6 protein-coding genes are annotated in these 13,375 nt (G+C 40.6%); 5 read left to right on the forward strand and 1 reads right to left on the reverse strand.

Features of this window, described 5'->3' with window-relative positions; translation table 11 throughout:
• Positions 1-4: 4 nt before the first annotated feature.
• On the reverse strand, positions 5-4,114 hold the full coding sequence (locus P0Y49_07760) for a two-component regulator propeller domain-containing protein (protein WEK21033.1): 4,110 nt from the start codon (positions 4,112-4,114) through the stop codon (positions 5-7).
• 195 nt (positions 4,115-4,309) lie between these two features.
• Here P0Y49_07760 and P0Y49_07765 point away from each other — a divergent pair, with 195 nt between their 5' ends.
• Genes P0Y49_07765 through P0Y49_07785 form a run of 5 tightly spaced genes read left to right on the forward strand, consistent with a single transcriptional unit; the run spans position 4,310 to position 13,361 of the window.
• Complete coding sequence (locus P0Y49_07765; protein WEK21034.1) at positions 4,310-7,288, forward strand: TonB-dependent receptor; 2,979 nt, start codon at positions 4,310-4,312, stop codon at positions 7,286-7,288.
• A gap of 20 nt (positions 7,289-7,308) precedes the next feature.
• Positions 7,309-8,940 (forward strand): RagB/SusD family nutrient uptake outer membrane protein, encoded by a 1,632-nt coding sequence (locus tag P0Y49_07770; GenBank protein ID WEK21035.1) that lies wholly within the window; start codon positions 7,309-7,311, stop codon positions 8,938-8,940.
• An 11-nt stretch (positions 8,941-8,951) separates the two neighbouring features.
• The gene (locus P0Y49_07775) at positions 8,952-10,064 is read left to right on the forward strand and encodes a SusE domain-containing protein (GenBank protein WEK21036.1); all 1,113 of its coding nucleotides are present in this window, start codon (positions 8,952-8,954) and stop codon (positions 10,062-10,064) included.
• Positions 10,065-10,071: 7 nt separating this feature from the next.
• Positions 10,072-11,127 carry a glycosyl hydrolase 53 family protein gene (locus tag P0Y49_07780; GenBank protein ID WEK21037.1) on the forward strand — a complete coding sequence of 352 codons (1,056 nt, stop codon included), beginning with the start codon at positions 10,072-10,074 and terminating at the stop codon, positions 11,125-11,127.
• A gap of 8 nt (positions 11,128-11,135) precedes the next feature.
• Positions 11,136-13,361 (forward strand): cellulase family glycosylhydrolase, encoded by a 2,226-nt coding sequence (locus P0Y49_07785; GenBank protein WEK21038.1) that lies wholly within the window; start codon positions 11,136-11,138, stop codon positions 13,359-13,361.
• Positions 13,362-13,375 lie beyond the last annotated feature (14 nt).

The following is a 13,375-nucleotide window of genomic DNA, read 5'->3' on the forward strand; positions in this document are numbered from 1 at the left end:
AAATCTAAACTGCTTGCTGTTTCAAGTCCTGAAGAAATTGAGTAGGTGTTTTTCCGAATTCTTTCTTGAAAGCTTTTGTAAAATAAGATTGGGTTTGTATGCCCACCCTATACATCACCTCCGTGATTAAAACATCCTCACTGGTTAAGATTTCAGCCGCCTTTCTAAGACGGATAGATCTTACAAATTCGCCAATAGACTGCCCAGTGATGGTTTTGATCTTCTGATAAAGCTTAGTTCTGCTCATGCCAATTTTGCCACATAGATAGTCAATATCCAGATCGGGATTGATTAGCTGTTCATTGATGATCATTAAAAGTTTGTCCATAAACTCACGATCTTTTGTAGAGTGAACCAATTCTCTGAGTTCAGTACTGTGATCTTTTGAATAATGATCTTTAAGCTTTTGCCGTTGTTCGAAAATGTTTTTTATCGTGATTTGTAGCAGGTTAATGTTGATAGGTTTGGTGAAGTACAGATCTGCACCGGATTCGACACCTTCTATTTCGGCCTCAATACTATCTCTGGCTGTTAACATTAAAAATGGAATGTGGCTGGTCTCAATATCTTCCTTCAGCCGCTTGCAAAATTCTGTGCCATCCATACCCGGCATCATCACATCACTGATGATCAAATCCGGGTAAACATCCCTGGCTTTGATCAGTCCGTTGTATCCATCTTCAGCCTCCGAAATATGGTAGTTTGAACTTAAAGCTTCTTTCAAAAATGTCCGGAGTTCTTCATTGTCGTCTACGATTAAAATATGCCGCATACCTGAGATACCCAGTGTTGGGGTCGAAATCAGCTCTCTTGAGGTTGGCAGTGTATGTTGATCGGAGGCATAGCTAATACTTTCCAAACGGGTTCCACCATGCTCATTACTTTGACCCCATAACTCATCAGGAGTATAACCCTCTTTGTTGCACGGTAAGGCGATAATGATTTCTGTTCCAAGGTGCTTCTCGCTTGATACCTGGATGAAACCTTTATGTAACATAGTTAGACTTTTTACAAAAGCCAGGCCTACTCCAGAGCCCAGGTGAGCCTCAGTGATCCTGTAATAACGTTCAAACAAGTGATGGATAGAATCTTTAGAAATGCCAATACCATTGTCAGCGACACGAATGAAAACATACTGCTGAGCAGTATAATTGCTTTTAATGAATAGCTGATTTTCAAAACGTAGTGGCGATCCATCCAACGAATCTAAAATGTCTAAGCTCACCTCACCGCCAGCTTTGGTGTATTTTAAGGAATTGTTTACCAGGTTTAGCATAATCTTTTCAATCACATGACGATCAAACCACACCGATGTAAATTTACCCGTTTTGTTCACCTTAAAGCTGATATTTTTTTCAGCAGCCATTTCCCTAAACTCTTCGGCCACTTCATCTATAAACAGGCTTAAATTGCCCTCTATCACTTTTAATTTCAATGCCCCTGATTCTATTTTTCTAAAGTCCATCAGTTCATTGATGAGACTCAGCAGACGATTGGCATTTCTATGTATAGTCTTATAGTAATTTTGAAAAGAGGTATGAGCATCTTCTTTTAACAGTCGGTCTATCGGGCCAAGGATTAGTGAAAGTGGGGTACGGAATTCATGAGAAATATTGGTGAAAAACTGCAACTGTACCTGATGCATTTCTTCCCGTTTTTTTTCTTCCAGGGTTTTCAGTTCCAGTTTCCTTTTAAAACTAAGCAGTACATAAGCAATATAGATCACCAGGCCAATCGCGAGGATTTTGAACCACCAGGTTGCCCAATAAGGAGGCGATATTACAATGCGGACAGCAGTCCCTTCCGTATTCCATACATTGTCATTATTAGAAGCTTTAACCCGGAAGGTATAAGTGCCTGGGTCTAAGTTTGTATATAAAGCTTTTCTAGCGCTGCCATCATAATTCCAATCCTTATCAAAACCATCCAGCTTATAGGCATATTTATTGTTTTCGGAGACAGTATAATTGAGGCCGGCAAAGCTAAAAGAGAAAGTAGATTGGTTGTATGACAACTTAATTTCTTTCGTAAAACTGATATCATTTTGCAGTGGAGAGCCTTTGACATCAGGTATAATTTTATTGTTGAAAATTTGAAACTCGGTAAGGTAAACTGGCGGTATATACTTATTGGTCTTAATATCTTCCGGAAAGAAAGAGTTAAAACCATTAATCCCCCCAAAAAACATTTCCCCATTTCTTTTTCGCATACAGGCATTGGCTTCAAATTCCAGACTCTGAAGCCCATCAGCAGTATTGTATTTGTTAAAAGTTAAATGCTCCGGATTAAATTTAACAAGTCCTTTTGCTGTAGATATCCAAAAGTTTCCCCGTTCATCTTCCGTAATGCCCTTAATGAAATCGCTGGCCAGACCTGCCTTTTGGGTATAGATTGAAAAAGTATTTTTTATAGGGTTAAATAGATAAAGCCCTTTTTGTCCAACCCATAACCGGCCTTTATGGTCTATAAAGATGACTCTCAGGTCAGGTTTTTTCTCATTATTCAAAAAGTAATGCGTAAAGTATTTGGTTTCCAGATTATAGCAGTTCAGTCCACCATCATCCGTGCCAATCCAAAGGTTTCCTTTTTGATCTTCATTGATGGAAATAATATTATTTCCGATGAGTTTAGAGCCATTGCTGCCATGGATCAGTCGGCAAAAGCGGTTATTGCTTCTATCGAATAGGTTAAGCCCCCCATAATAGGTGCCAACCCATAAGTTTTTGTAGCTGTCCTCAAATGTTTTCTGTACATAATCGGAGCTGATGGACGATGGGTTATTAGCATCAAATAGGAATTTGGTGAAGGTCCCATTCTTCCTGTTCATCAAATTTAGTCCACCGCCCCAGGTTCCTATAAACAGATCCTTGTTGTGGTCTTCCATAATGTCTAAAACCGCATCCGAGCCAAGACTTCCTGCGGCATAAGGATTCGTTTTATAATGAACAAAAGAGTTGGTTTTCTGGTTAAATAGATTTAAACCACCGCCATCCGTTCCAATCCAAATGTTCCCGTTTGCATCTTCATGGAATGCCTTTACATCATTGTAACTCAGACTGTTTTTGTTGAGTTCCTGTTGGAATAGTTTAAACTTTTCAGAACCCGGACTGTACAAGTTAATTCCACCCCGGTGAGTTCCAATCCATAAATTTCCCTGCTTGTCTTCATACAAGGCCGAAACTGTTCTTTGCGATAGACTTGAAGGATCTCCCGGTTCATTCATATAATGTTGAAAGGTGGAGGTTTCCGGATTAAACAGGTCGAGGCCACCATTTATGCTACCAATCCATATTTCCTTGTTCTTACGGAAAACAATAGCCCTCACCAGATCGCTACCCAAACTGTTCCTGTTTTTCTCCTCGTGGGTATACTGTTTTAATTTTCCCGATGCGGGGCTATAACAAAGCAAGCCCTTTTCCTCTGTAGCCAGCCACAAATCTCCGGTAGGCGATGCCGTGATTACGCGAATCATAAACTTTTCTAATCCGGAAATGGATTTAAAAGTACCTTTTTTGGTGTTAAAATAGCTCAAACCATGATCTGTAGCCAGCCATAGGTTTCCTTTTTCATCAGGTTGTACATCATTGACATTGTTGCCGCCTAAGGATGTTGTTGCCGGATGATAACGGCTAAATTGATTTGTTGTAGGGTTTAATAAGTTTAGGCCACCACCTGAAGTACCAATCCATAAGCCCTTGGGACTTTCCTTAATTGATAATACTGTGTTGTTGCTCAGCGAATGGCTGTCTTTGGGATCGGATTGATACCTTGTAAAATTGTTCTTCTCCGGATTGAACCGATTAAGTCCGGAAGAAGTGCCAATCCATAAAGTATGTGCTTGATCTTCATAAATGCATCTGATGTAATTATCGCTGATGCTACTGCTTTCCTTACTATTCTGATAAACGGTAATCTGATTGCCATCGTATTTATTCAAGCCATCACGTGTACCAAACCAGATAAAGCCCCGATAATCCTGCAAGATACATTCAATAGTACTGTTGGATAAGCCATTTTCAATTCCAATATGTCTGAATTTCAAATTTTGTGCGCAGGCAGCTTTAAAGGCAAAGCAAAACAAGATCAGGATCGCACTTTTTCGAAAAGAAATCATCTGGTATTAAAGGATATATCGGGTTTATATTTTTATAAAGTTAAAAGAATTTATGACTTTAAAAGATAGAAAATCGGTCTAGATCGTTTAAAATAGCCGATATTATGTCGATTAGGACAAAAAAAATGAACAATAGAACCATTAAAAAAGAAACAAAAGGTTTTCATTTGTACCTACAACCTAACCAAATATTGTATGCATAATAACTCTACTTTTAGTTTTAAGAGTATCTGGCTTCTTCTGATGCTCTTTCTCTTAACTTTAAACCTGTATTCACAACAAAGGGTAACTATTACCGGAACGGTGACATCGGCAGATGGACTCGCGCTTCCCGGGGTAAGTGTTCGTTTAAAGGGCACAACTATAGCCACGATGACCAATCCCAAAGGAAATTTCTCTTTATCCATACCCGGGCTTTCAGGAATGCTGGAATTCAGTTCTATCGGCTATAAGGGTCAGGAAGTTGCAATTCGAAATTCCGGCACCTATCAGGTTACTATGCAGGAAGATGCTGCCGGACTAAGTGAAGTAGTGGTAGTGGGTTATGGTACGACCAGAAAAAAGGACCTTACAGGATCTATTGCCGTGGTTACTTCAAAAGACTTTCAACAAGGAAATATCACTACACCAGAACAAATGTTGGCAGGTAAGGTACCAGGAGTGTCTATCACCTCAAATGGTGGTCAGCCAGGAAGTGGCAGTACCATCCGTATTCGTGGTGGATCTTCTTTAAATGCCAGTAATGATCCACTGATTGTAATTGATGGTGTTCCGTTGCAAAGTGGTGGTGTTTCGGGGGCAACCAACCCATTAACTTTCATCAATCCAGATGATGTGGAATCTTTTACGATTTTAAAAGATGCTTCTGCTGCTGCAATTTATGGCGCCAGAGCTGCCAATGGGGTAATCATCATTACAACTAAAAAAGGAGTTGGCGGTGATTTTAAGGTAGGTTTCAATACCATAAACTCAATGTCAAAAATTATTAAAGAAGTAAAAGTATTAGATGGCGACCAATTCCGGACTGTAGTGAATGCCAACGGGACTCAAAAGCAAAAGGATATGCTTGGCGCTTTTAATACCAATTGGCAGGACTTGATTTATCAGGATGGTTTAGCTACTGATAATAACGTGAGTATGAGTGGTGGAATTAAAAAATTGCCATATAGACTTTCTGTGGGCTACCAAAACCAGACCGGGATTTTGAAGACAGACGAACTCCAAAAAACAACTGTAGCTTTTGTATTGAACCCTACTTTTTTTGACAATCACCTAAAGATAGACCTCAATTTAAAAGGTAGCGCACTGAAAACCAGGTTTGCCAATCAGGCTGCTATAGGCGCTGCAGTAGGTTTCGACCCAACGCAGGCTGTGTATACCAATAGAAGCGATTACAATGGTTATTGGGAGTGGTTAGATCCAACTACACCAAGTGGATTGGTTAATCTGGTGGTGAGAAATCCTGTTGGATTATTGGAGCAACGCCAGAACCGTTCTACTCCTTTAAGAAGCATTGGCAATCTTCAGCTGGATTATAAGTTCCATTTCCTTCCTGATTTACATGCAAATTTAAATGCCGGTTATGATATAGCCGAAGGTAAGGGGACAACTTTTGTTAATCAATATGCGGCAGAAACTTTTAATCGCCAGGGGATCAATACACAATACAGACAGGATAGAAGAAATACCGTACTTGAGTTTTATCTGAATTATGTGAAGGAATTCAAATCAATTAAAAGTAGAGTAGACGCGACCGCCGGATATTCTTACAACGATTATTTAACTAAAATTTTCAACTTTGCAGATTTTGACGCTAATGGCAATAAAATATTAAATTCTGAACCTGTTTTTCCTTTTGATAAACCTCAAAACAGGTTGATCTCTTACTTTGGGCGTTTAAATTACAATTACGACGAACGTTTTTTACTAACCGCTACCATTAGGAGAGATGGCTCTTCCCGCTTTGGACCAAATTATAAAAATGCCGTCTTCCCATCTGTTGCAGCAGCCTGGACATTAAAGAACGAAGATTTTATGCGAGAGAATAAGACTTTCTCAGCACTTAAACTTCGACTTAGTTATGGTACTACAGGGCAGCAGGATGGAATTGGTAACTACGGTTATTTGTCTACCTATAGTTTAAGTACACCTACTGCAGCTTATCAGTTTGGTAATGAGTTTTATCAGATGTACAGACCAAGCGCCTACATTTACAACATTAAATGGGAGCAAACAGCGACTACAAATGTTGGGGTAGATATGGGCTTTCTGGACAATAGAATTACGGCAAGCGTAGATTGGTACTATAAGAAAACCAGTGATTTATTAAATTTGGTTCCTCAGCCGGCCGGTACCAACTTTTCTGCCACAGCGGTTGTAAATGTCGGGGATATGGAGAATAGGGGGGTAGAACTAGCCCTAAATGTTGTACCTGTTAAAGGTGCAGATTTCAATTGGGATTTTAATTTTAATGCCACTTATAACAAAAACACCATTACCAATTTAACGGTAATTCCAAAAGATAAAAATTATGTGGGTGCACCGGTCGGACCCATTGCCGGTGGCGTTAGTGGCCAGTATGCCATGATTAATGCAGTTGGTAGTGGTAAGAACACCTTTTATCTGTTTCAACAGGTATATGATCAGTCGGGTCGTCCTGTCGAAGGGGTTTACATAGATCAAAATGGCGATGGTCTGATCAATCAAAATGATTTCCATAAAGGGAAGTCTGCCGATCCTAAATTTTTTCTGGGCTTTAGCAATAACCTGAACTATAAAAAGTGGAGTTTAAACTTTGTAATGAGAGCCAATATTGGAAATTATGTTTACAACAACATCAGTAGTCAGACTGGAAATTGGGCACAGATTGGGGGCTCAGCTGTTTTGTACAATGCTTCACCGAGTTATCTGGCCACTAATTTTAAAGCCCAGCAGCTATTCAGTGATTATTATATTGAAAATGCTTCCTTTTTAAAAATGGATAATGTCAGTTTAGGTTATCGCTTTGGAAAGGTTTTTCATAGTAAGGTAGGCTTGCAAGTCAATGCTGGTATACAGAATGTATTTACCATTACCAATTACAGTGGACTGGATCCCGAAGTTAGCTCAGGTATAGATAATAATCTTTATCCCAGACCAAGGGTCTTTTCTTTAGGCTTAAACCTCAATTATTAACCTATCAAACCCACAAGAAGATGAATCGTTTCAATACAAAATATATCACATTTGGCCCGCTAAAAAAGCTGGCACTGGCTTGCACCTGCATCCTATGGATGAGTGCCTGTAATAAACTGGATTTAACACCAACCAATGGTTTAACGGCAGATAAAGTATACGCTACACCACTTGGCTATAAACAAGCGCTGGCTAAAGTTTACGGCGCTTTTGCACTGACGGGGAATGCAACAACCGGTGCGCAGGATATTCCGGTAGAAATTATTAAAGATGAGGGAAACTCTGATTTTTTACGTCTGTATTGGAACTTGCAGGAACTTACCACAGATGAAGCCGCATGGTCATGGCAAAGTGATGCCGGAATTCAGGGATTACATGAGCTCAGCTGGTCTTCCATTAATTCTATTATTAATGGATTGTATTACCGTTCTTATTTCCAGATTACATTGTGCAATGACTTTATCCGTCAGTCTGCTGATGCTGAAGTATCAAAAAGAGGAATTTCCGGTGCTGATGCCGATAACATCCGTAAGTACAGGGCAGAATCCCGGTTTCTTAGGGCTTACCAATATTGGGTATTGATGGACCTGTATGGTAACCCACCACTGGTAACCGAGGATATAGTGATTGGAGGTAAAGACTTTCCAAAGCAGATCCAGCGCAAAGACCTGTTTGTTTACATAGAATCTGAACTGAAAGCCATAGAGGGAGACCTGGCTGCACCAAAGACAAATGAATACGCCAGGGTAGACCGTGCAGCAGTTTGGGCATTATTGTCGCGCATGTATTTGAATGCAGAAATTTATACTGGTACCGCCAAATATACAGAGGCAATTACTTATTGCAATAAAATCACCGATGCAGGCTATACCCTACATAACAATTACAGGGAATTGACTATTGCCGACAATCACCTCAATACAGATGAGTTTATTCTAACCATTGCTTATGATGGAACAAATACACAAAATTATGGGGGTACAACCTATCTGATGCATGGTCCGGCACATGTGCCGGCAGATGTATCCGGCTCTAATGGTGATTGGGGCGGATTGCGCTTTACACAGAATTTTGTGAACCTATTTGCCGACAAAACCGGTAATACAGATTCCAGAGCACAGTTTTATATGACTGGCCAGAGTTTGGAAATGACAGATTTGTATGTTTCTACAGATGGTTACTCCAGTACCAAATTCAGAAATAAAACCAGATCGGGTGGACCTGCTCCACACCAGGATGCTGCTAAAGACTTTTCGGATATAGACTTTCCATTGTTCCGATTGGGCGAAATCTATTTAACTTATGCAGAAGCAGTATTACGTGGTGGATCAGGAGGCACCTTGAACACTGCACTGGATTACATGAATAAACTACGTACACGTGCTTACAAGGGAAGCACAGCAGGAAACATTAGCAGCACTGCTTTAACCAAAGATTTTATCCTGGATGAAAGAGGCCGTGAATTGTATTATGAAGCCTTTAGAAGAACCGATCTGATCCGTTTTGGCAAATTTACGACCAATGCCTATTTATGGGCCTGGAAGGGTGGCGTAAAAAATGGAACTTCAGTAGCGGATAAATTTAACCTCTTTCCATTGCCGCCTACAGATCTTGCTGCTAACCCTAATTTAATTCAAAACACTGGTTATTAATATCTCAACATATGAAGAATCTATTTAGTCGGTTTTTACTGATCTTATTCCTGATCGTTTCTTTTGCTGCATGTAAAAAAGATTCGGTTAAAAGTATAATTGTACCCCCTGCAAATGGTACACAAGCCTTTAGCAGTTCGGTGAGTACAGTGGTTTTATCAGCAGCTACAGATGCTGCAAAAGTGGTTACCTTCAGTTTTAAAGCTGCAGATTATGGCGTTAAAGTGGTGCCTACTTATACTTTACAATTTGATGTCCCGGCAGATACAGTCGGTCCAAATGCCTGGGCAAATGCCATTAATGTGAAGCTACCTGTAGATAGCTTGAAGAAAACCTATCTGGGAGCAGATTTCAATGCGCTGTTAAGTGTGCAACTGATGCTACCTACTGGCGTAAACAGCACTCTTGTTGTGCGCTTAAAGACGGATGTGAACCAGAATAGTGGGATAGCCTCTACGGTAAAGCCAATCTATTCGACCTTAAAGATGACGGTAAATCCATACAAGTCTACCGTAGAATATCCCGCGCTTTTGGTTAAAGGTGGTAATTCCTGGAAAACACCAACAGAGCGCACCAATGGGTTTTTGCTGGCCTCTGCTAAATTTAACGCCAAGTATGAAGGGTATTTAAATTTGCCAAATGCCGATGGATGGGGTGGTGATGCATTTCAACTCATTTCTACAAAAGATGCCAAAGTTTATGGCTGGGGTACAAATGCGAATACCTTAAGTGTAGGAGGGGGGAACTTGTGGTTAACCCCATCACCTGCATATATGAAAGTAAATGCGGATCTGGATTTGTTAACGATCACTTATACGGCGGTAAAATTCTTTATCTCAGGAGATGATAACAACTGGAGTACATCCGCTACGCCCATGGTTTATAATTCGGCATCTAAAACATGGATTGCCGCTAATGTAGCACTTACAGCAGGTAAAACAATTGTTTTTACCGCTAATGGTAGTTATGACATCAGTTATAAAGTTGACAATAAAGGTTCGCTCGTTTTTGCCGGTGCGCCTACCTGGGGCGGAATCAATATTCCGGTGGCTAAAACAGGGGTGTTTACGGTAACTTTAGACTTAAGTGCGGGCGATGGAAATTACACCTATTCTATTAAATAAACTGAAAATGAGACTTAAATCTATTCATATTACACAAAGCCTGGGATTGTTATTCCTGATCTTCCTGTTGATGACAGGCTGTAAAAAGAGCCCAAAAGGTGATACTCAAATTTATCCTGTACCAGATCCTCCGGGTACTTATGCGAAAGGAGCAGACGTGAGCTGGGTAACAGAAATGGAAGCCGGAGGCAAGAAATTTTATAACAATGCCGGTGTTGAGCAGGATTTGTTTAAGATTTTAAGTGATAAAGGGATCAATTCCATACGTCTACGCGTTTGGGTTAACCCTACGGGAGGATGGTGTAATACAGCTGATGTGGTGGCAAAAGCCAAGCGGGCAAAGGCCATGAACATGCGGGTGATGCTCGATTTTCATTATAGTGATAACTGGGCAGATCCCGGAAAGCAAACTAAGCCTGCTGCCTGGGCTACACAAAGTATTGCTGCTTTAAAAACCTCGGTTTATGACCATACTGTAGCAGTGTTAACCGCCTTAAAAGACAATAAAATTGTGCCGGAATGGGTGCAGGTAGGTAATGAAACCAATAATGGAATGCTCTGGGATGAAGGAAAGGCTTCACTAAACATGAAGAACTTTGCAGACCTGGTATTGTCCGGTTATTCAGCAGTGAAATTTGCCAGTCCTACTTCTAAAGTGATTGTTCATATTTCTAACGGCTATGATAATGCTTTGTTCAGATGGATGTTTGATGGCTTAAAAAACAATGGTGCGAAATGGGATGTAATTGGGATGTCTTTGTACCCTTCTGCAACAGACTGGGCAACAAAAAATACACAATGTCTGGCTAATATGACGGATATGGTTGCTCGCTATGGTTCAGAAATTATGATTTGTGAGATTGGTATGCCGGTTGCCGAGGCAGAAGCTTCAAAGTTGTTCATTGCAGATCTGTTAACTAAAAACAAATCGCTTCCAAATAATAAAGGATTGGGTGTTTTTTATTGGGAACCTGAATCTTATAATAGTTGGAGTGGTTATAAATTAGGTGCTTTTGATGATACAGGAAAGCCCACAGTGGCATTGAATGCTTTTTTACCTTAGTTTCGTTTATGATGTTTTATAAGAAATTTATCGCACTCGCGTTTGCTGCTACAACTGTTTTACCTGCTATGGCGCAGTCCAGCAAATCTGCCTCAGTTAAACAGGGGATTTATGTTGATGCGCAGGGAATTATTCGCTGGGAGAAGAACCGTGAGGAAGCGGCCTTTTTTGGCGTAAACTATACTGCACCATTTGCTTATGGCTACCGTTCCATCAATCGTTTGGGAATGACGGTGGAGCAGGCTATAAAGGACGATGTTTATCATTTTTCCAGACTTGGACTGGATGCTTTTCGTGTGCACGTTTGGGATACTGAAATATCAGATGTGAAGGGGAACCTACTCAATAATGAGCATTTAAGGCTGTTCGACTTTCTAATTGCCGAGCTTAAAAAGAGAAATATCAAAACGATCGTTACCCCAATTGCATTCTGGGGTAATGGTTATCCAGAGAAGGATCAGGATCTGGGTGGCTTCTCCAGTAAGTACGGAAAACGTGAGGCTTTGGTAGAAGAACAGGCTTTTCTAGCACAGGAAAATTACCTTAAGCAATTCTTTAAACATAAAAATCAATATACCGGACTTACTTATCAGCAAGACCCGGATGTGATTGCTACAGAGGTGAACAATGAGCCACAGCACAGTGGCCCCAAAGAAAGAACAACCGAATACATCAACAGGATGGTAAAGGCCATCAGAAGTACTGGCTGGACTAAACCTGTATTTTATAACATTAGTGAATCTCCAAAGTATGCAGATGCCATTGTAAAGGCAGATGTTCAGGGCCATACTTTTCAATGGTATCCGAGCGGACTGGTTGCCGGACATACGCAAAAAGGCAATTTCCTGCCGAATGTATCGAAGTACCCTATCCCTTTCGATAGTATTCCTGGCTTTAAAAACCGCGCTAAAATGGTTTACGAATTTGATGCTGCCGATATTTTAGGCGCCTATATGTATCCGGCAATGGCTAGGAGTTTCAGAACCGCAGGTTTTCAGTGGGCTACACAGTTTGCTTATGATCCGATGGCTACGGCTTCGAGTAACGTAGAGTACCAAACGCATTATTTAAATATGGCTTATACACCTGCTAAAGCCATTAGTTTATTGATTGCAAGCAAGGCTTTCCATAAGCTGCCAAGGTTGAAATCTTATCCTCAGGATACACTTTTTGACGCCTTTAGATTGGATTATACAAATGGTTTAAGTGAAATGAATACCCCAGAGGAGTTCTATTATTCTAATACTACGGATACTAAACCCGTAGATCCTGCCAAATTGAAAAATATTGCAGGAGTAGGTAGTTCTGAGATGGTGAAGTATGATGGTTCAGGAGCTTACTTTATAGACCGATTGGAAAACGGGGTATGGCGATTGGAAGTTATGCCTGATGCGGTTTTCATCAGGGATCCTTTTGAAAGAACCTCACCACAAAAGGATGTTGCCCGGGTAACCTGGAAGCATCATGAAATGGATCTGAGCCTGCCAAACCTGGGGACTGACTTTACCATCAAAGGCATTAATAAGGGGAACCATTTTGCGACCACTGCTGCCGGATCTCAATTCTCTGTATCACCTGGTGTTTATATCCTGACCAGTAAAGGACAAAAAAATGAGGTTACGGAACGTACGCGTATGGGTGTTATAGAGGTGGGTGAGTTTGTGGCGCCTAAACAAACGGCATTAAAGATTTTTAATCCGGAAACAGACCGGGAAAAAGCTGTGCTTTATAACCCGGATTGGAAGAATAAAGCCGTTGAATATATCCCCGGTGAAATTCCTGTAGCTTCCATTTTAAGATTGAAGTTGGATACCAGTCAGGTTAGTCCATTGATAGGCTTGCAGTATTATTTTGGAGATCAGCTTGCCCTAAATTCGGCCGAACTTCCAGGCTATAAATCATTGGTGATTAAGGCCAGAACCGGAAATGTAGCGCCTATAAAGATTAAGCTGGGCATGATTGCTAAGAGCTCCGATTTCTTTGCTGCCGAGGCTATGGTTGGTCCCGAATTTACGGAGATTGAAATTCCGCTGAATACTTTAACAAAGGATGCACAATTGCTGCTGCCAAGACCATATCCCGGATTTTTGCCACTTTATTTTAAAGCTGAAAACAGCAACGCTTTTAACCTTAAGGATGCCGAGAAACTAGAAATCACTTTCGGCTACGGCCTTAAAAATAAAAGTTCAGATCAGCCTAACACATTGGAGATTGAATCCATTTACCTAAAATAAGAATTACTACAGAA

The sequence above is a fragment of the Candidatus Pedobacter colombiensis genome (assembly GCA_029202485.1).
In the GTDB taxonomy this organism is placed as follows: Bacteria; Bacteroidota; Bacteroidia; order Sphingobacteriales; family Sphingobacteriaceae; genus Pedobacter; species Pedobacter colombiensis.

Excerpts from the sequence above, each read along its gene's own strand:
- P0Y49_07760 (WEK21033.1), bottom strand. The coding sequence starts at position 4,114 with ATGATTTCTTTTCGAAAAAGTGCGATCCTGATCTTGTTTTGCTTTGCC.
- P0Y49_07765 (WEK21034.1), top strand. The coding sequence starts at position 4,310 with ATGCATAATAACTCTACTTTTAGTTTTAAGAGTATCTGGCTTCTTCTG.
- P0Y49_07770 (WEK21035.1), top strand. The coding sequence starts at position 7,309 with ATGAATCGTTTCAATACAAAATATATCACATTTGGCCCGCTAAAAAAG.
- P0Y49_07775 (WEK21036.1), top strand. The coding sequence starts at position 8,952 with ATGAAGAATCTATTTAGTCGGTTTTTACTGATCTTATTCCTGATCGTT.
- P0Y49_07780 (WEK21037.1), top strand. The coding sequence starts at position 10,072 with ATGAGACTTAAATCTATTCATATTACACAAAGCCTGGGATTGTTATTC.
- P0Y49_07785 (WEK21038.1), top strand. The coding sequence starts at position 11,136 with ATGATGTTTTATAAGAAATTTATCGCACTCGCGTTTGCTGCTACAACT.